This is a genomic window from Streptomyces bikiniensis, from assembly GCF_000716625.1.
Classification (GTDB): Bacteria; Actinomycetota; Actinomycetes; order Streptomycetales; family Streptomycetaceae; genus Streptomyces; species Streptomyces bikiniensis.
The window spans coordinates 1-17641 of the sequence record NZ_JNXJ01000025.1 but is presented as its reverse complement, the minus strand read 5'-3'; the positions used below and the strand labels follow the sequence as shown (position 1 = coordinate 17641).

Genomic DNA, 17641 nt, shown 5'->3' with positions numbered 1-17641 from the left:
CTTCCGCCGTGGATCACCGACCGGATGCGGTGGGGGGGAGCGGCGGGCCGCCGGGGGCCCGCGCGGGCCGCCGAACTGGTCCCGTCGCCCACCCCCGGCGACCTCGCCGCCGCCGCGGCGGCGCAGCAGGAGGCGTACGAGGCGGCCGCGAGGACGGAGAGCGCCGAGGAGGCCACCACCATCCTCAAGACCGGCCTCGGGGATCAACAAGACCGGCCTCGGGATCAACGGAACCGTGGTTATCGGTGAGAACGATCATGGTGCGGTCGGCGCGAGTGCGCTGACGCGATTCTTGTACTCGCGGCGGGCCTTGCGCCGGGCCGGGACGGCCGGGGCACCCTGGGTTCCGTCGAGCGGTTGGCAGCGGTCGAGGAGCCGGCGGTGCACGGTGGGGACGGCGGTGACGCGCAGGGTGCAACCCTGGCCGCGCCGTACGGTGACTCCCTGGTCGAGCGCGGTGCGCTCGGCGGGCTCCGGCTCGGTGGTGCGGAGGTGGTCGGCGATGCCCGGCATGTCGGGGGGTGACCGGCAGCTCCGGGGCGGGCGCGCCCTCCTCGGCGGCGCGGTCGGGAGGCAGATCGGCGACGGCGGTTCGGGTCGCGCCACGGCTGACCCGGTGGTCGCGGGCGTCAGAGATCACCATCGGATTCGATGGGATTCGTGCCGCCGCGGACCCCCGGATTGCACGGTTCATCGGACACGGCTGCCCCTGTCGTCAAACGATGGCGAGCTCAAGCGGTCAGCGCATCAATGCTGTTCAGGAGGTCAGCGTAGATCTCTGGATCTTGCGGTCCTCGACCTCGGTGGGGCGGGCGGTGATGCACACCATGCCGCGGATGATGCCCCGGCCGGTGGGCCGTCGGGCGGCGCATGGGCCTGCCTGACCGCAGCCGCTGGGTGAGGCTGCGGTCGATCGCCTGGCGCCGGCGAGGGTCGTAGAGCGAGAGGTAGATCGCTTCGTGCGAAATCTGCATGGAGGCGTCACCAGGGAACTGCCGCCGCAGCCATCCTGCGATCTGTTCGGGTGACCAGCACAGGGCCGGCTTGGCTTCCACCAAGGTGCGCAGAGCGGGCCGCTGGACGAGCATGGCCTGCTTGGGGCGTTGCCCAGGTGCGTAGGCGGCCGCATCGGCCGACGCGGCTCGGCAGCGGTCCCGGCCGCCGTTGCGGGCGATCTCGCGTAAGACGGTCGAAGGAGATCGGCCCAGCCGCTTGGCCGGCTGCCGGGCCGACTTCCCGGCGGCGATGCCGCGGGATGTCTCCTCGCGCTCGCTGCCACTCAGATGCCGCTCCGAACGTGTCTGCGGGGCGAGGCGGACGCCGCCGCTCTGGTACGGGAACCGGCGGGCGCTCTGCATCGGTGCGCCGAGCGCCCGCGCGATCAAGCTGAACGACTGCCCCTCGCGCCGGCGTCTCCAGATCTCGTCCTCCTGTGTCGGCGAAAACTCGCAGTCACGCACCTGTGCCTCCACGGTCACATGATCATCCGAAGGCGGTGCGTTGATCACTTGAGGGTGCCGCCCCGAGCATGCCCCGTGAACACACCACCCCGCCGACGAACCTCAAGATCCCCGACAGAGTCGCTCAGTAGGAGGAAAGAGGCAGTGGAAGGGCGTCCATATATCCATTGGACGGACGGTCGACCTTGTTGACGGTGCGGGCGTCGAGCGCGACCGCGGCGGAACTTGTCCCCAGGGTTCCCTCCGCGTGCCAGGTACCCACGACGGTCACCCACGTGTCGGCGGGCGGGGCCTTGATCCCGTGGATCCGCACTTTGACCGCCTGGGCGTCGGCCGAGCAGCAGCTGACCAGGAGCCGGGTCAGGTCCCAGCCCTCGCCCCGTTCGACGGGCGTGGCGAATCCGGTCATTTGGATGCTGCGTCCTTTAAGGGTCTGCTCGGGGTCCTGCCGGACGCGGCTGGTGAAGTCGCCGAGGGTCAGCGGAAGGGGCGAGAGTGCGGGGAGCGGTTCGAAGACGTCCTGCTGCACGACCGGCTTGGATGCCTGGCGGGAGGCGGTGTAGGCACCGAGGGCCGGCGGGGCGTAGAAGAGCATGCTCAGCGCGGGCAGGAGGAGCAGCCAGGCCGTCCGGGGCACACCGGAGTGGTCGTTGCAGTGGCTGTCGTGCTCCTCGTAGTCCTCGCGTACGCGATGATCAGCCTCGTCCCGGGACGAGGCCTGCTTGCGGTGTGACCAGGCGTCGGCCGCGCCGAGCAGGAGCAGCAGGACCCCCGATGCGATCAGCATCGGACGCATCCAGTCCTTGACGTACCTCAGATAGAGGTCGGTGAAGAGCGAGATGTGCAGCAGGCCGGTGCCGCTGAGGACGAGGAGGACCGACTGCGGGGAGCGCTTCACAGCAGTATTCCTCCGACGAGCGTGCTGCACAGGATGGCGACGACCGCCGTCGCGGCGGAGAAGCGCAGGGCGAAGGCGCGGCCGAACGTGCCCGCCTGGAGTGCGATCAGCTTGAGGTCGACCATCGGTCCGACCACCATGAACGTCAGCCGTGCGACGGGCGAGAATCCGGTGAACGAGGCCGCGAGGAACGCGTCGGCCTCCGAGCACACCGACAGCAGGATGGCGAGCGCGGCCAGGAACAGCACGGACAGCCAGGGTGAACCGGAGAACGTGTCGAGTACGGAGTCGGGGACGGCGACGTTGAAGGTGGCCGCGGCCATGGCCCCGACGACGACGAAGCCGCCCGCGTGCAGGAAGTCGTGCTGGAAGCCGAGCCGGAACTCCGTCCGGCGGCTGTGCCCGGGCCGGTGCCCGGTGTGACGCACGGTCGGTCGCAGCCACTTCTCCCGTCCCAGCGCGAGCCACAGCCAGCCCATCACGACGGCCGTGGCAAGCGAGGCGAGCAGCCGGGCCACGACCATGGACGGGCTGTCGGGGAAGGCGATGACCGTCGTGGTCAGGACGACCGGGTTGACGGCCGGAGCCGACAGCAGGAAGGCGAAGGCGGCGGCCGGCGTGACACCGCGGCCGATCAGGCTGTTGGCGACGGGGATCGAGGCGCATTCGCAGCCGGGCAGCACGACTCCGGCCGCTCCGGCCACCGGGACGGCGAGCGCGGGCCTGCGGGGCAGCGCCCGGTCGAACACCCTCGCCGGCACGAACGCGTTGATCGCGCCGGATAGGGCCGTTCCCAGCAGCAGGAACGGCAACGCCTGTATGGAGATGGACAGGAAGACGTTCCGCCAGGCCTGCACGGCCGGTTCGTCGCCCCACAGGCCGATGGCGACGACCAGCGTCCCGGGGAGCACCGCCGCTCCGAGAAGGAACAGTGACACGAACAAGGGCGAGCCACGGCCGGACACCTCGTCGGTGGTCGAAGCAGCCACGTCATCCGCCACGCCCCCGCACGAGCCCCCTGACTGTGAAGCTATCTTCTGCATCCCGCTCCGATGGTCCGATGTTCGGACCGAAAGATACCCGTCGCCCGGCCCGCACCACCATGTATGCCGACCTCCGATCCCAGCGCATCGACCCCGAGGACCGGCCCAAGGAGGAGCCCGTGATCCCGCTGACCATCGACGACGTGAACGGCCTGGACGACGAGACCGGCGCGAACGCCGTCCTCGGAGCTCATCTCCGCTACGCCGCCCAGCACCCTGACCACGTCGGCATCAGCCCGCACGTCCCTCGAACTCCTGGAACTGCACTACCTCCTTGCCTTCCGCAACCACTTCCGCCCGCTGCTCGCCGCCGAGCAGACCGCCCGTTACGAGCGTGACCGCACCCGCCACCTCCGTAGAGGTGCTCTGGGAAGCACTGTCCATCGCCACGGCTTGGCACGCCGCCCACCACGCCCAGTTGTTCTGCCCCGGGAGGTCGTGGACGGGTGATGCAGGTCTCGGCTGAGGGATCTTGAAATGGGCGAGGGCCTTCCGGCCTGGTGTGGATTGCGACATCTGCACCGACGACCAGAAAGGCGCTCGTGCCCCACCGTAATGCACCCCTTACCGAGACCGGACGCCTGCGCCTGGCCCGTTGCCTGGTCGGGGACGGCTGGCCGCTGCGCCGGGCCGCCGAACGCTTCCAGGTCTCACCCACAACCGCCCAGCGGTGGGTTGGCCGCTACCGGCTGCTGGGCGAGGCTGGGACGACCGACCGCTCGTCACGACCGCACCACAGCCCCCGCCGGACGCCGACCCGAACCGACCGCCGGATCATCAAGGTCCGGTTCACGCGGAGGTGGGGACCGGCCCGCGTCGCGCACCTGCTGGGCCTGGTGCTCTCAACCGTGCACCGGGTCCTGAACAGGTTCGGCCTGGCCCGCCTGTCCCACCTGGACCGGGCCACCGGCCGGACCGTACCTTCCCCGGCTGGCCGCACTCCTACAATCACCACCGCGGACACACCGCGCTCGCAGGCAGACCACTCGCCAGCCGCGTCCCCAACCTCACAGGGCAATACAACCAGGCATCCTTTCACCTGTACGAACACGACGCCTGCGGCCGCCAGTTCGAGCGCCCGTGCCGTGTCGTCGCCCGCCGTCCCCTCCCGGACGGTGCGCTGATCAGCCCTCCGGACGGCACCTGGGACGCCATCGCCCCCGAACTCGGCCCCCACAGCCGTGCCGCCGCCCCCGGCGCCCGCCTGCCCCGCCCCGGTGGCCGGACCCCGCCCCGGGCGCCACAGCACTTCGCCGTCGACCTGCGCGAGTGTTCGTCCTGGGCGTCTCCGGCCGACCCCATGAGGGCATATCGGACCACACCGGTGAAAGCCTCGTCCGAGGTGCCCGCACTGGGGACCTGTTGCGGCTCGGTGTCATGACCGGCACACCCTGGCCGGTAACGGGTGATTCTTTAAGTCTCTTGCATCTCCAATCTGTAATGTATGATACTTCACGGTGGGCGGCGCGTGAGTCGCCCGTACCGACAGCGAGGGACGGACATGCGACGCGAAGAGCGCGATCTCATTGGCGTGCGAGAAGTGCCGGAAGACGTGTACTGGGGCATCCACACCCTGCGCGCGCTGGAGAACTTCCCCCTCACGGGCATTCCGCTCTCGTCGCACCCCGAACTCGTCGTCGCGCTGGCCGCGGTGAAGGAAGCGGCCGCGCTGGCCCACAGGGAGCTGGGCACCCTTCCCGGGGAACGGGCCGGGGCCGTCGTGGCGGCGTGCCGCGAGATCCGCGCGGGCCGCCTCCACGACCAGTTCGTCGTGGACGTCTTCCAGGGCGGTGCGGGCACCTCGGCGAACATGAACGCCAACGAGGTCGTCGCCAACCGGGCACTCGAAATCCTGGGACACCCGCGCGGACGCTACGAGCACCTCCATCCCAACGACGACGTGAACCGCTCCCAGAGCACCAACGACGCGTATCCCACGGCGGCCAAACTGGCGGTGTACGCCTCCGCGGGCCGACTGCTCGACGCGATGACCGTACTGCGCGACGCCTTCGGCGACCGGGGCGGGCGCTTCGCGAAGACGGTGAAGCTCGGGCGCACCCAGCTCCAGGACGCGGTGCCGATGACGCTGGGCCGGGAATTCGACGCGTTCGCCCTCACCGTGCGGGACGACGCCGAGCTCATCGGCCTGGCCGCCGCCTCCCTCCTGGAGGTGAACCTGGGGGGCACGGCGATCGGCACCGGGCTCAACGCGGACGAGGGCTTCGCCCGGCTGGCCGTGACCCACCTCGAAACCGTCGCGTCCGTGCCGGTCCGGCCCGCCCGCGACCTGGTGGAGAGCGCGCAGGGCATCGGCGGATTCGTCCGTCTTTCCGGCTCCCTCCGTCAGTTCGCCGTACGGCTGTCCAAGATCTGCAACGACCTCAGGTTGCTCGCCTCGGGCCCCGGGGCGGGCCTCGGCGAGATCCGGCTGCCGGAGCTCCAGGCCGGGTCCAGCATCATGCCGGGCAAGGTGAATCCGGTGATGCCCGAGGCCGTGAACCAGGTCTGCTTCGACGTCATCGGCGCGGACGCCGCGGTCTGCGCGGCGGCCCAGGCGGGACAGCTCCAGCTGAACGCCTTCGAGCCCCTGATGGTCCACCACCTGCTCAACTCGGCGAACCGGCTCGCCGCCGCCTGCCGGCTCCTGGCCGAGCGCTGCGTCACCGGCATCGAGGCCGACGAGGAGCGGCTGCGCGCCCTGGTGGAGCGGAGCGCCGGCCTCGCCACCGCCCTGAACCCGGTCATCGGCTACCAGCGGTCCACGTCCCTGGCGCGGGAGTGCCGCGAGTCGGGGATTCCCGTCCGGGAACTGGCGGCCCGCGACGGGCTGCTCACCGACGGCGAACTCGACGAGCTGCTCGACCCGTGGCGCCTCGCCCGCCCGTGTCAGGGCCCGACGACGTGACCTCCCGGCCGGGCTGAGCCCGGCCGGGAGGTCACGTGCGGCACGTCATGCGCGACGGGGGTTGACCGTGGCGCCCGGGCGCGCGTGCGAGGGCCCCACGGTGGGGGAGGGGGTCAGCTTCTGGTGAGGGTGCAGGCGTAGGTGGCCGTGCCGGAGCCGCTGTAGGCTTCCACGTCGAGGTAGTAGGTGCCCGTTCCGGTCGCGGTCCTGGTGAACGAAAGGGACTCGTCGGTGCCCGCCCCGTCGTTCACGGACCGGGTCAGGGTGCTGCCGTTCGCGTCGAGCCAGTACGCGTCGGCGTCGTAGGCGGTGGGCACGGCGCAGTTCACCGAGACGGTCTGGCCGGCCGCCACGGAGACCTTGAAGTAGTCGCGGTCGCTGGTCGACTTCATGCTGCCCGTGAGGGTGCCGGGCGAGGCGAGAGCGGTGGCGTCGTCGGCCGTGTCGCGCGTGTCGTTGGGCTCGCTCTCCGCGACCGTGGACCCGTCGCCGCCCTGGGTGCCGCAGTCGGTCAGGGGCGTCCCGTCGTAGAGGTGGGCGTCGGTCACGCCGTTCGTGACGCTCCGCAGGTAGTAGCCGCAGGTGGGGCGGTTCTTGAAGTCGAAGGTGGAGCCCGGCGTCAGGCGCCAGATCTTGAAGCCGCTGTAGGTGAGCGGCTTCCTGTCGACGGCCTGCTCCGGCTGGTGGTCGGCGAGGACGACATAGGCGTCCTTGCCGTACTGCGTCGCCATGCCGTTGCGGTCGAGGAACAGGGAGCCGCCCCCTTCCTCCACGCCCACGCCCCAGGCGGCTCCTCCCGGTGCGAGGCCGTCCTTCACGGCGCGCGCCAGGAAGGACATGGTGCGGCCCATGCGGTCGCGGGTCACGAAGTGGGAGTCGTTGATGACGCCGCCGTAGTTCGCCCACGTGAACATGCCGGTGGTGAAGCTGACGTACCGGTCGTAGGGGTTGGCGAGCGCTTCCGCGCTGGTGACGCTGCCGTTGCAGGCGTCGTAGACGATGGGGCTGTTGATGTGGTGGCCTGCGCTGCCCCCGCCGGAGCCGCCGCCCTTGGCGACGACCGCCTCGACGGAGGCCTCCAGGGCGGTGCCCTTCCAGGCGGTGTAGCGGCACTGGTCGCCGCCGGCGAAGTAGACGAACTCGGCGTTGCGGACGTCGGTGTTCATCTGGCTGTTGTTGCCGTCGGACGCCGTCGTCAGCGTCCATGTCGTACAGGAGTTCACGCCGGTCAGCCCCGTGATCGTGTCGCACTCCGGGGTCCTACTGCCCGACGTCGGCGCCGACCCGGCCAGGACGACCACGTCGAGGCTCCCGGTGCCGCCGCGGATCTCGTCGATGGCCCGGGTCATCGAGGCCGTCACGATGCCGCCGGCTCCGTTCATCGTGAACGCCGGACCGTTCCACGTGCTGCGGCTGACGTCGGAAGCGCTGCCGAGCCGTGTGCGTTCGGCCGCCGCCTGCGCCGGCTGATGCGCCATCAGTACGGAGGCCGTCGTGGCGAGGACGACGGCGGCCGCCGCGGGGGCCCTGAAGGGGCGGTGTGTCATGTGCACTCCTGAAAAGGGGCTGACTCGATGCCGCGGCCGTCGGACGAGGGCTGCGGGATTGGTAGCGGAACATACAAGTAATGGCCTTACTGGGGAAGATGTAAGTCCGGAACGGCGCCCGGCCGCCGAGAATGAGCCGCAGATGTGCGTCATAGCGCCCAAATCACCCCAGAAACATGGCCAGATCTCTCGTTACATGAACGTAATGATCCTTACATCTAGTCATTCGGCGGGTTCATCTGTAACTTCGCAGCAGTGCGGGCGGTCAGACTCCGTCGGCAGATAACCACCGAGAGGTTCCAGGCGATGAACGCTCTTATCGCACGCCCCGCGGCCGCCGCCGCCGTCGCGGCGACCATACTCCTGTCCCTGTCCGCCTGCGGCGGTGACGAGCCCCCCGCCCCGTCGGCCAAGACCGTCATCGGCGGCACGGAGATCGTGAAGGACCAGAAGCTGCACGACCTGCTCCCCGAGAAGATCAAGAAGGCCGGCGAGGTGCGCGTCGCGACGGACGTGCCGTACCCGCCCTTCGAGATGTACGTGAAGGAGGGCGAGACCGAGCTGACCGGTCTGGACTACGACCTCGGCCAGGCCCTGGGCGCCAAGCTCGGCGTGACCTTCGCCTTCTCCCCCCAGAAGTTCGACGGCATCGTCCCCGCCATCCAGGCCGGCAAGTTCGACGTGGCGATGTCCGCCATCACGGACAACAAGGAGCGCCAGAAGGTGGTCGACTTCGTCGACTACTCCCAGTCCGGCTCCGGCATCCTCGTCGGCGACGGCAACCCGGCGAAGGTGACCACCCTCGACGACCTGTGCGGACGGAAGGTCGCCGTCCAGGCCGCCACCAACCAGCTCGACCTGCTCAAGTCCCACCAGGCCGCCTGTTCCGGCGCGGGCAAGGGCAAGATCGACATCCAGACCTTCCCCAAGGACTCCGACGCCCAGCTCGCCCTGCGCTCGGGCAAGGTGATCGCCCAGGTGCTGACCAAGCCCGCCGCCGGCTGGGTCGCCAAGACGGCCGACAGCGGCAAGGCCTTCGACCTCGTCGAGGATCCGGCGGCCCCGGGCGGCTACAACGCCTCGCCCAACGGCATCGCGGTCAGCAAGCAGCTGCCCGAGCTGACGGACGCCATCCAGAAGGCGCTGCAGTCCCTCATCGACGACGGCACCCTGACCAAGATCTACAACAAGTACGGCGTCCCGTCCATCGCGGTGAAGGAAGCCACCAAGAACGCGGCGGTGGACTAAAGATGGCCGGCACGACCAAGGTCCCGCAGAGCACCACCGCCACGGACCGGCCCCCCACCGGGGAACTCGAGATCGTCCCCGTCCGCAACTACGCGCGCTGGATCGCGGCCGTCGCCTCGGTCCTCGCCCTCGTCGGACTGATCGGCTCCCTCGCCAAGAACGACAACCTGCACTGGGACGTCGTCGGCGACTACCTCTTCGCCGACCTCATCTTCGACGGCCTGGCGACGACCCTCTGGCTCACCGCCGCCGCCATGCTCCTCGGCCTGGCGCTCGGCACGCTGATCGCCGTCATGCGGCTCTCGTCCAGCCCCGTGCTGTACGGACTCGCCAACGCGTTCGTCTGGGTCTTCCGCGGCACCCCGCTGCTCGTCCAGATCATCTTCTGGGGCTACGCCGCCGCGCTCTACAAGTACGTCAAGATCGGCGTCCCCTTCACCGACATCACGTTCTTCCAGGCCGAGACCAACTCCCTCCTGACACCGGCGATCGCCGCCCTGCTCGCCCTCGGCCTCAACGAGGCGGCCTACGCCTCGGAGATCGTCCGGGCCGGCATCCAGTCCGTCGACCCCGGCCAGGCGGAGGCCGCCCACTCACTGGGCATGCGGCCCGCGCTCACCATGCGCCGCATCGTCCTGCCCCAGGCCATGCGCGTGATCATCCCGCCGATGGGCAACGAGACGATCAACATGCTCAAGATGACCGCCCTCGTATCGGTCATCTCCGCCCACGACCTGATGTCCAACATCCAGGACGTGTACGCCCAGAACTACCAGGTCATCCCCATGCTGGTCGTCGCCAGCCTCTGGTACCTGGCCCTCGTCACCCTCCTCAGCGTGCCCCAGGCGTGGCTGGAACGGCGCTACGGCCGCGGCACCACCCGCGCCGGACACGTCTCGCCCCTCCGTCGCCTCCTCGGCGGAACGGTGGAGCGGCTCGGCAAGAACAGCAAGGAGCAGAACCGATGAGCACCCCCATGGTGCGCGCCGAAGGCGTACGCAAGCACTTCGGGAGCCTGGAGGTCCTCAAGGGCATCGACCTCACCGTGGAACGCGGCCAGGTCTGCTGTCTCCTCGGCCCCTCCGGATCCGGGAAGTCCACCTTCCTGCGCTGCATCAACCACCTGGAGCGGGTGGACGGCGGCAGGCTCACCGTCGACGGCGAGCTCGTCGGCTACCGCCAGCAGGGAGACAAGCTGTACGAGCTCCGCGAGCGCGAGGTCGCCGACCGCCGCCGGGACATCGGCATGGTCTTCCAGCGCTTCAACCTCTTCCCGCACATGACCGCCGTCGAGAACGTCATGGAGGCCCCCGTCAAGGTCGCGGGCGTCTCCCGCGCCGACGCCCGGGAGCACGCCCACGCCCTCCTCGACCAGGTCGGTCTCGGCGACCGCGGGCACCACTATCCCGCCGAGCTGTCCGGTGGACAGCAGCAGCGCGTCGCGATCGCCCGCGCGCTCGCCATGAAGCCCAAACTGATGCTCTTCGACGAGCCGACCTCCGCCCTGGACCCCGAGCTCGTCGGTGACGTCCTCGACGTCATGCGGCAGCTCGCCGCGGACGGCATGACCATGGTCGTCGTCACCCACGAGATCGGCTTCGCCCGAGAGGTCGGCGACACCGCCGTCTTCATGGACGAGGGCGTCGTCGTAGAGGCGGGCGACCCCCGCCGGGTGCTCGTCGACCCGGAGCAGGAGCGCACCCGCGCCTTCCTGTCCAAGGTCCTGTGAGCGCCCCCGCCCGCCGCCAGGAGGTGCTCGACGACCTCCTGGACCTGGCCCGCGCCCGCCGCGCCGACTACCTGCGCGACCTGGAGGAGCTCGTCTCCGTCGACTCCGGCTCCTACAGCGCCGACGGCGTCAACGAAGTCGCCGACTGGATCGAGCGCAGGCTCGAACGGATCGGCTTCACCGTGGAACGCGTCCGCCTCCCGTCGACGCCCGACGGACACCGGACCGGCGACGCCCTCGTCGGCCGCCGACGCGGCACGCTGCCCGAGGCCGAGGGCGGCCGCAGGATCCTCCTCGCCGGCCACATGGACACCGTCTTCGAGAACGGCACCGCCGCCGCACGCCCCTTCCGGATCGACGGCTCCACGGCGTACGGCCCCGGCGTCAGCGACGACAAGGGCGGCCTGCTCGCCGGACTCACGGCCCTGGAGATCCTCGGCGACCTCGGCGTCGACGCGTACGACGAGTTGGTCCTGCTCGCCACCCCCGACGAAGAGATCGGCTCGCCCGCCAGCCGGCCGCTGATCGAGGCGACGGCCGCCGGGGCGCACTTCGGACTCGGCCTCGAATGCGCCCGGGAGAACGGCGATCTCGTCATCGCCCGCAAGGGCGTCGCCGACTTCCGTCTCACCGTCACCGGACGGGCGGCGCACGCCGGCATCGAACCCGAGCGCGGTGCCAACGCCGCCCTCGCCGCCGCCCACCTGACCGTCGCCCTCCAGGCCCTCAACGGCCACTGGGACGACGTCACCGTCAACGTCGGCGTCGTCCGGGCCGGAACCCGCGCCAACATCGTCTGTCCCCGGGCGGAACTGCGCATCGAGGTGCGCGCCGCCACGACGGCCGACATCCAGCGCGTCACCCGGGCCATCCGCGAAGCCGCCGACCAGCCCGGCGTCCCCGGTGTCACCGTCGAGGTCGAGCAACTCGACCTGTGCCCGCCGATGGAGGACACCCCCGCCTCCCGGCGGATGTTCGACCACGCGCGCGCCGCCGCCCGGACGGCCGGCATCGAGCTGGGCGCCGCCGCCACCGGCGGCGTGGGGGACGCCAACCTCATCGCCGGTGCGGGCATCCCCGTCCTCGACGGCCTGGGCCCGGTCGGCGGCGCCGACCACACGCCCCAGGAATGGCTCGACGTCACCTCCGTCCCGCAGCGCGTCGCCCTCCTCGCCGACCTGATCGCCTCCCTGGGCAGGGCCGGCACCACCTGAACGACGCCGGCGCCTCCGGAGGCGCCCCCCACGGGCCCCGGCCACGCGCCCCCGCCCCTCGCACAGTCCCGCCACCCGTCCGACCCTCAACGGAGGCACCATGCGCGTCCCTTCCGCACCCGCACGCCGCACCGTCCTCGCCGGCGCCCTCGCCGTCTCCCTCCTCTCGGTCTCCTCGTCCGCCCTCGCCGACGCCCCGAAGGCCCGCACCCAGGCGGGTTCCCTCGTCCTGATCGGCGGAGCCCTCAAGGAGAGCAACACCCAGGTCTACGGCGAGATCATCAAGCGGGCCGGCGGCCCCGGCGCCCGCATCGGGATCATCACGGCCGCCTCCGTGCCCGAGAGCCAGGACCCGCACGCGGACGACCCCGAGCGGTGCAGCAACTCCGCCTGCAACGGCGCGTACTACGCGGATGTGTTCAAGCGGCACGGAGCCGCCGACGCCCAGTGGATCCCTCTCGACACCGACCACGTCGCCAACGCCGACTCCGACGCCGTCGTCGCCCAGGTCGAGTCCATGACCGGCTTCTTCTTCGGCGGCGGCGACCAGTACCGCTACGTCACCACCCTGCTGCGCGGCGACGCGCACCGGGACTCCAAGGTCCTGGCCGCCATCCGCGCCAAGCTCGCCCGGGGCGCCGTCGTCGCCGGGTCCTCCGCCGGAGCCCAGATCGCCTCCGGCCCCGACATGGTCACCGGCGGCGAGTCCTACGAGGGGCTCAGGGACGGCAGCGCCCCCGGCTACTTCGACGACCCGACCCGCCTCGGGTACCTCCCCGAGGGCGGCTTCGGCTTCCTCCGCTCGGGGCTCGTCGACACCCACACCGGCGCCTACGGACGCGAGGGCCGGGCGCTGCGCCTCGCCTCCGACACCGGCCACGACCGCGTCTACGCCCTGGAGGAGAACACCGCCCTCGTGGTCGACCGGCCCGGCAGCTCACGTGAGCACCTCAGCGTCCTCGGACCGAACGGCGTCGCCGTCCTGGACCTGCGCGACGCCCGCGCGCGCGACTCGGCGGACGGCTGGTCCCTCCGCCGGGCCCGGTACAGCTACCTCACGGACGGAGACCAGTACGACGCGCGCACCTGGGCGCCGCGCGTCCACCCGTCCAAGCAGCCCCTGAAGCCCGTCGGTACGGCACCCGTCCCGGTCAACGCCGACGTCTTCTTCTCCGCGGCCAACCCCGACGGCGTTCCGTACGGCTTCCGGACCACCGCGCGGGCGCTCGCCTCGACGCGCGCGCAGAGCAGCGCGACCGCGACCACGTTCGAGAGCGGGCCGCGGTTCACGGTGACGTTCACCAAGGCGCTCGGCTTCGCCGCCTTCACCGGCGACGGCACCGACGCCCGTACGCTCCTCTCCCTGCGCATCGACATCGCGCCGCGCTGACCGGCCGGACGACAAGGAGCCGGCCCCGTCCCGGGGCCGGCTCCTTTCGCGTCATCGAGCGGACCGCGGGGCGCGGGCCGCTCACAGCAGGCCGGTGCGCCGGGCGACCCTCTCCGCTTCCTTCATGCGCTCGTGGCCGCTGCCGCCGATCCGGTCGAGGACTGCGGCGACGAGGGCCTCGACGACCGCCAGGGCCGGGACCAGACTGTCGTACGGGGAGTGCGAGGAGACCTGCGTGATGAGCACGACGTCCGCGTGGGCGGCGGCGGGCGAGAGCCACGGGTCGGTGAACACGACGACCTTGCCGCCCCGTTCCCGGGCCAGTTCGGCGATCAGCGTCTTGTCGGCCTCGTAACGCCGGTAGTCGAAAAGGACGGTGACGTCGCGTCGGGCGAGCTGCGTGAGGAAGGAGGTCCGCTCCACGTCCTTGTGCGGCAGGAAGCTCACCTGGTCGCGGAACTGCATCAGGTGCAGGCCCAGGTACTCGGCCATCAGGTGCGTGAAGCGCCCGCCCGCCACGTGCACGCGACGGCGGGGGTCGGCGAGAAGGCCGACGGCGTCCTCGAACTCGTGGGCGGCGACCTCGTCGAAGGTCCGGGCGACGGCCTGCCGCACGAGCGAGGAGCGCTTGCCGAGCTGAGTGGCGGCGGCCTCCTGCGGAGCCTCCGCCCCCTCGTGCTTCGACGTGTCGGCGACCGCGTAGAGCGTGATCGGCGAGGCGTTGCGGGCGTCGAGCTCGGACCGGAGGGCGGCCTGGAGGTCGGGAAAGCCCCGGTAACCGAGCCGGGAGGCGCACCGCAGCACCGTGGGTGCCGAGACGCCCGCCCGCTCGGCGATCGTGGCGACCGTCTCGAAGACCGCGGACGGATACCCCGCCAGCAGCACCCGCGCGACCTTGCGCTCCGCGGGACTCAGCTCTCCGAGCCGACTGCGGATCTCGTCGGCCAGCGTGGGGCTCATGGCGTTCCCTTCTGCGGCGTGGGACCGCCGGGGCGCAAGGCGGCCGCCGAGGCCGCGTCCTCCGGCTTGCCACGTTTCAGATCAGCGAGTTTCAGGGATCGAATGTACCGCCCATTACGGAATCTGCCCAGTCCGGGGCGAAGGTGCGACGGAGCGCTCACGGCGACGTCCCGCGCGGTGGCGCACCGCGCGGGACGTCGACGGCCGAAGAGCGGGCCGGGCGGGGGCCTGCCCCCGCTGCGGTCAGAAGACGCTGACCCCGTAGGCGCTCAGTGCCTCGGTGACGGGCTGGAAGAACGTGGTGCCGCCGGAGGAGCAGTTGCCGCTGCCGCCCGAGGTGAGGCCGAGGGCGGTGGTGCCGGAGAACAGGGCGCCGCCGCTGTCGCCGGGCTCGGCGCAGACGTTGGTCTGGATGAGCCCGTAGACGATGTCGCCGCCGCCGTAGTTGACGGTGGCGTTCAGGCCGGTGACCGTGCCGCTGCGCAGGCCGGTGGTGCTGCCGCTGCGCTGGACGGACTGGCCGACGTAGGCGTTCCCGGCGCCGGTGATGTCGCGGTAGCTGCCGTTGTAGAGGTAGACGCGCCCGTCGGCCGCGGAGGCGTTGGAGTGCCGGATGATCCCGTAGTCGTTGTTGGGGAAGCTGGTGCCCGTCCGGGACCCGAGCACGGTGGTCTGGGAGGAGTTCGTGTACCAGGTGCTGCCGTTGTTGGTGCAGTGTCCGGCGGTCAGCGCGTAGTACGTGGAGCCGCTGCGGACGTTGAAGCCGAGGGAGCAGCGGCCGCCGCCGCCGTAGATGGCCTGTCCGCCGGCGATCAGCTTGGTGATCCTGCCGTTGGTCCGCTCGATCTTGAGGTTCTTGGCGTTGGCTCCGGCGGCCTTGGCCAGGGCCGCGATCTCGCCCTGGGAGACGGTGCTGTCGACGCTGACGACGATCTTGCCGGTCTTCTGGTCGGTGTACCAGGCGGAGCCCGCCACGTCGGCCCGCAGGACCGCGTCGCTGGTGGCTTCCAGGGCCGCTGCGGAGGCGCGCGGGGCGTCGAGCTGCTGTGCGGACGAGGACGGGGCCGCCAGGGCGGAGGCGGCCACGAGGGCACCGGCCACGGCGAGCATGCGCGTGGCGTGGGCGAGCTTTTCGCGGCGCAACGAACGGGACACTGTTTCCTCCGGTGGGGGAAGGGGGGCCGCTGGGTGGGCGGCCATGTGGGGGCGGGCGGTGCGCGGCGACGGGTATTCGCCATGCACCTGCCAACTTGCACCCCAAATCCTTGGGGCACTCGCCCCTGGTGGCAAGGCGTCCTTTCGGCCACCTGCGGTCGTCCGGGAGTCCGATGCCGCACGTGGGGTCCCACGGGTCCGTGGCGATGGCCGGATTCTCGTTGACGGAGCGTCAGAAAGTTTCTGCAGCCGATTGCGGACCGGAGGGATCCAGCCCCCGTCCCGGTGGCGAGCCGTGGTGACGTTCCGGAGTCCACGCACGACGCGCGGCCGTGACGTCGCCCTCCGTGGGCCGCCGGTCGGCGCGCCCTCGCCCCTCGCGTCCGCTGCGTCCGTGCAAAGCGAGCAACGTGATGCGGGAGGGCCCGCAGATGCGCCGACCTGACGGCCGCCCGGGGCGGCCGCCCGGAGGGACGTCCGGTTCCCCACCCGCGGTTCGTGTTTCAACCGGTATGCGCCGTGGCCGGATCAGTGCGCCGGGGGCGGGTCATGTCGCGTACGGCTCCGTGGACGGCGCGCGCCGGTGCTCACCGGGCGGGTGCTCCCCGCGGAGGACGGAACCCGCTGATCGTGTGCGTTCCGTACGAACGCGGGACCGCCCGGTCGACCACCGCCCGCGCCGCCGCGTCCCCTCGGGGACGACGTGACGGTGTCCCGCACGGAACCACCGTGCGGGACACCGTCACCCCGCTGACGTGCGCGGCCCTACGCGAACGTCGCTCTCCACGTGGCGGGGCCGACGAGGCCGTCCACCGCCAGGCCCCTCCTCGACTGGAAGCTGCGACAGGCCGCGTCGGAGCCCGGACCGTACTGTCCGTCCACGGCGAGGTCGTAACCGTGCGCGCTGTTCATGCGGTACTGCCAGGTCGCCACGCTCGCGTGCACGGTGACCGGGGACTGCCGGAAGGTGACGCCCGGATGGGGCAGCGGGCCGCCCCCGGGGTTGACCTCGCCGCTGATGACCCGGGAGTACAGGTTCCCCGGGCAGCCGGTCGCGTGGTGGTCGCGGTGGCCGGTGATGGCCTGCGCGGCACCGCCGGACACCCGCAGCCGGTTGACCCCGTACCGGATGGCGTCGATCAGCCCGGCGGTGACGGGGTCGTAGTCGCTGCCGGTGCCGCCGGTCAGGGCGCAGACCGCGTACCAGTCGTCGTTGCCCTGGGTGGTGCCCTGGGCGGCGGTGCGGACGTTCTCGCCGCGCCCCTGGAAGAGGTAGCCGTGCACGCAGGCCAGGTGGCTGTAGGCGATGTCCGACCAGCCGTTGCCGTCCATGTGGTGGTTCTGGATGCCCCGCACCTGCGCGGCGCAGTCGGCGTGGCTGGCCTCGGCCACCTTGACGGCGTCGACGTGGTGGACGACCACGCCGCCCTGGGCCGGGGTGATGCTGCTGCTGACGCTCTTCGGGGCGCGGGCGCCCCACTGGGCGCGGGTGACGAACGTGGCCATCAGCTACGGCCTCCGCGTCCCGTGGCGCAGCCGACGGCGGCGTTCAGCGGTTCGGCGTGCGTGGTGCGGGCGGTGCCGGCGTCGTAGAGCGCGCCGGTCTCACGGGGGTTCGTCACGAACGGCCTTCCGCGGGTCGCCGTCGGCGCGGGTGCCGCCTGCGCGGCTCCGGAGGACAGGGCGGACAGGGCGAGTGCACCGCCGACGGCCGTCAGCAGCGCGGCGCGGCGGGAGACTTCGAGGGTCAACGTTCCTCCATGTGCGGTCAGGGGCTCACGTTTCCGGGCGCGGGGCTCCGCCCGCCCGGTGGGCCGGTCGGCCTCCTGCGACGTCAGCAGCCGCCGCAGTTGTAGAAGGTCACGTCCCAGTGGTTGCCCTCGTCGGCGTAGACGTTGCCCGCGCCGGACTTCCACTGCGGGGCCCCGTCGCCGCGCACGCCGATGTAGGTGAAGGTGTTCTTGATGTAGTTCCCGAGGCAGGTGTACTTGCTGAAGTCCAGCTTGTAGCCGTTCCAGTGGGAGTACGTGCCGCCCGCGTGCCCGGTCTCGGTGCCGCCGGTGATGTTGAGGGCGCAGCCGCTGGCGCTCCT

At 71.2% G+C, this 17641-nt stretch carries 17 protein-coding genes and 2 pseudogenes; 8 read left to right on the top strand and 11 right to left on the bottom strand.

Annotation, left to right across the window (positions count from 1 at the left end; translation table 11 throughout):
• The first annotated feature begins 24 nt into the window (after nucleotides 1–24).
• Nucleotides 25–249 carry a hypothetical protein gene (locus OO47_RS20485; protein WP_030220035.1) on the top strand — a complete coding sequence of 75 codons (225 nt, stop codon included), beginning with the start codon at nucleotides 25–27 and terminating at the stop codon, nucleotides 247–249.
• A 6-nt stretch (nucleotides 250–255) separates the two neighbouring features.
• On the opposite strand, the gene OO47_RS33470 is transcribed toward OO47_RS20485, so the two are convergent.
• From OO47_RS33470 to OO47_RS36915, 5 genes are all read right to left on the bottom strand, one after another.
• Nucleotides 256–513, bottom strand: a complete 258-nt coding sequence (locus tag OO47_RS33470) for a hypothetical protein (protein WP_234323245.1) — start codon at nucleotides 511–513, stop codon at nucleotides 256–258.
• Between the two features lie 218 nt (nucleotides 514–731).
• On the bottom strand, nucleotides 732–1472 hold the full coding sequence (locus OO47_RS33465) for a helix-turn-helix domain-containing protein (protein WP_234323244.1): 741 nt from the start codon (nucleotides 1470–1472) through the stop codon (nucleotides 732–734).
• A gap of 112 nt (nucleotides 1473–1584) precedes the next feature.
• Complete coding sequence (locus tag OO47_RS20470; RefSeq protein ID WP_030220032.1) at nucleotides 1585–2358, bottom strand: TIGR03943 family putative permease subunit; 774 nt, start codon at nucleotides 2356–2358, stop codon at nucleotides 1585–1587.
• Nucleotides 2355–3401 (bottom strand): permease, encoded by a 1047-nt coding sequence (locus OO47_RS20465; RefSeq protein ID WP_407696328.1) that lies wholly within the window; start codon nucleotides 3399–3401, stop codon nucleotides 2355–2357. The genes OO47_RS20470 and OO47_RS20465 overlap by 4 nt, the downstream gene beginning before the upstream one ends.
• A gap of 231 nt (nucleotides 3402–3632) precedes the next feature.
• On the bottom strand, nucleotides 3633–3785 hold the full coding sequence (locus tag OO47_RS36915; protein WP_158708677.1) for a hypothetical protein: 153 nt from the start codon (nucleotides 3783–3785) through the stop codon (nucleotides 3633–3635).
• A gap of 158 nt (nucleotides 3786–3943) precedes the next feature.
• On the opposite strand from OO47_RS36915, the pseudogene OO47_RS35235 reads away from it, so the two are divergent.
• Together OO47_RS35235 and OO47_RS20450 are read left to right on the top strand one after the other, a co-directional pair.
• Nucleotides 3944–4321, top strand: a pseudogene (locus OO47_RS35235) (helix-turn-helix domain-containing protein); the annotation flags it as partial.
• 581 nt (nucleotides 4322–4902) lie between these two features.
• The gene (locus OO47_RS20450) at nucleotides 4903–6306 is read left to right on the top strand and encodes an aspartate ammonia-lyase (protein WP_030220024.1); all 1404 of its coding nucleotides are present in this window, start codon (nucleotides 4903–4905) and stop codon (nucleotides 6304–6306) included.
• A gap of 113 nt (nucleotides 6307–6419) precedes the next feature.
• Here OO47_RS20450 and OO47_RS20445 read toward each other — a convergent pair whose 3' ends face one another.
• Entirely contained in the window at nucleotides 6420–7853 is a 1434-nt protein-coding gene (locus tag OO47_RS20445) for a pre-peptidase C-terminal domain-containing protein (protein ID WP_234323243.1), read from the bottom strand.
• Nucleotides 7854–8159: 306 nt separating this feature from the next.
• Between OO47_RS20445 and OO47_RS20440 the strand changes: the two genes are divergently transcribed.
• The 5 genes from OO47_RS20440 (at nucleotide 8160) to OO47_RS20420 (ending at nucleotide 13434) form a co-directional block, all read left to right on the top strand.
• A complete protein-coding gene (locus tag OO47_RS20440) occupies nucleotides 8160–9101 on the top strand; it encodes an ABC transporter substrate-binding protein (protein ID WP_030220018.1) in 942 nt (313 codons plus the stop codon).
• A 2-nt stretch (nucleotides 9102–9103) separates the two neighbouring features.
• Nucleotides 9104–10069 (top strand): amino acid ABC transporter permease, encoded by a 966-nt coding sequence (locus tag OO47_RS20435; protein ID WP_033209744.1) that lies wholly within the window; start codon nucleotides 9104–9106, stop codon nucleotides 10067–10069.
• Nucleotides 10066–10830: an amino acid ABC transporter ATP-binding protein gene (locus OO47_RS20430; RefSeq protein WP_030220014.1), complete on the top strand. Its 765-nt coding sequence runs from the start codon at nucleotides 10066–10068 to the stop codon at nucleotides 10828–10830. Before OO47_RS20435 ends, OO47_RS20430 begins: the two co-directional genes overlap by 4 nt.
• A complete protein-coding gene (locus OO47_RS20425; protein WP_030220012.1) occupies nucleotides 10827–12044 on the top strand; it encodes a M20 family metallopeptidase in 1218 nt (405 codons plus the stop codon). The genes OO47_RS20430 and OO47_RS20425 overlap by 4 nt, the downstream gene beginning before the upstream one ends.
• Nucleotides 12045–12144: 100 nt before the next feature.
• Complete coding sequence (locus tag OO47_RS20420; RefSeq protein WP_030220010.1) at nucleotides 12145–13434, top strand: cyanophycinase; 1290 nt, start codon at nucleotides 12145–12147, stop codon at nucleotides 13432–13434.
• A gap of 81 nt (nucleotides 13435–13515) precedes the next feature.
• Here the strand turns inward: OO47_RS20420 and OO47_RS20415 are convergent, their stop codons facing one another.
• The 5 genes and pseudogenes from OO47_RS20415 to OO47_RS20395 form a co-directional block, all read right to left on the bottom strand.
• Nucleotides 13516–14394 (bottom strand): MurR/RpiR family transcriptional regulator, encoded by an 879-nt coding sequence (locus OO47_RS20415; protein WP_030220009.1) that lies wholly within the window; start codon nucleotides 14392–14394, stop codon nucleotides 13516–13518.
• A 243-nt stretch (nucleotides 14395–14637) separates the two neighbouring features.
• The gene (locus OO47_RS20410; RefSeq protein ID WP_051736400.1) at nucleotides 14638–15504 is read right to left on the bottom strand and encodes a S1 family peptidase; all 867 of its coding nucleotides are present in this window, start codon (nucleotides 15502–15504) and stop codon (nucleotides 14638–14640) included.
• Between the two features lie 810 nt (nucleotides 15505–16314).
• Nucleotides 16315–17055, bottom strand: coding sequence for a peptidoglycan recognition protein family protein (locus OO47_RS20405; RefSeq protein ID WP_030220003.1), 741 nt, complete (start codon nucleotides 17053–17055; stop codon nucleotides 16315–16317).
• A complete protein-coding gene (locus OO47_RS20400; RefSeq protein WP_030220000.1) occupies nucleotides 17055–17300 on the bottom strand; it encodes a hypothetical protein in 246 nt (81 codons plus the stop codon). Before OO47_RS20400 ends, OO47_RS20405 begins: the two co-directional genes overlap by 1 nt.
• A gap of 83 nt (nucleotides 17301–17383) precedes the next feature.
• Nucleotides 17384–17641 (bottom strand): annotated as a pseudogene (locus OO47_RS20395) (hypothetical protein); the annotation flags it as partial.

What these genes read in the sequence shown, in the direction of transcription:
- OO47_RS20485 (WP_030220035.1), top strand. Translation starts at nt 25, where the DNA reads ATGCGGTGGGGGGGAGCGGCGGGCCGCCGGGGGCCCGCGCGGGCCGCC.
- OO47_RS33470 (WP_234323245.1), bottom strand. Translation starts at nt 513, where the DNA reads ATGCCGGGCATCGCCGACCACCTCCGCACCACCGAGCCGGAGCCCGCC.
- OO47_RS20465 (WP_407696328.1), bottom strand. Translation starts at nt 3,401, where the DNA reads ATGCAGAAGATAGCTTCACAGTCAGGGGGCTCGTGCGGGGGCGTGGCG.
- OO47_RS36915 (WP_158708677.1), bottom strand. Translation starts at nt 3,785, where the DNA reads ATGGACAGTGCTTCCCAGAGCACCTCTACGGAGGTGGCGGGTGCGGTC.
- OO47_RS20450 (WP_030220024.1), top strand. Translation starts at nt 4,903, where the DNA reads ATGCGACGCGAAGAGCGCGATCTCATTGGCGTGCGAGAAGTGCCGGAA.
- OO47_RS20445 (WP_234323243.1), bottom strand. Translation starts at nt 7,853, where the DNA reads ATGACACACCGCCCCTTCAGGGCCCCCGCGGCGGCCGCCGTCGTCCTC.
- OO47_RS20440 (WP_030220018.1), top strand. Translation starts at nt 8,160, where the DNA reads ATGAACGCTCTTATCGCACGCCCCGCGGCCGCCGCCGCCGTCGCGGCG.
- OO47_RS20435 (WP_033209744.1), top strand. Translation starts at nt 9,104, where the DNA reads ATGGCCGGCACGACCAAGGTCCCGCAGAGCACCACCGCCACGGACCGG.
- OO47_RS20430 (WP_030220014.1), top strand. Translation starts at nt 10,066, where the DNA reads ATGAGCACCCCCATGGTGCGCGCCGAAGGCGTACGCAAGCACTTCGGG.
- OO47_RS20420 (WP_030220010.1), top strand. Translation starts at nt 12,145, where the DNA reads ATGCGCGTCCCTTCCGCACCCGCACGCCGCACCGTCCTCGCCGGCGCC.
- OO47_RS20415 (WP_030220009.1), bottom strand. Translation starts at nt 14,394, where the DNA reads ATGAGCCCCACGCTGGCCGACGAGATCCGCAGTCGGCTCGGAGAGCTG.
- OO47_RS20410 (WP_051736400.1), bottom strand. Translation starts at nt 15,504, where the DNA reads ATGCTCGCCGTGGCCGGTGCCCTCGTGGCCGCCTCCGCCCTGGCGGCC.
- OO47_RS20405 (WP_030220003.1), bottom strand. Translation starts at nt 17,055, where the DNA reads ATGGCCACGTTCGTCACCCGCGCCCAGTGGGGCGCCCGCGCCCCGAAG.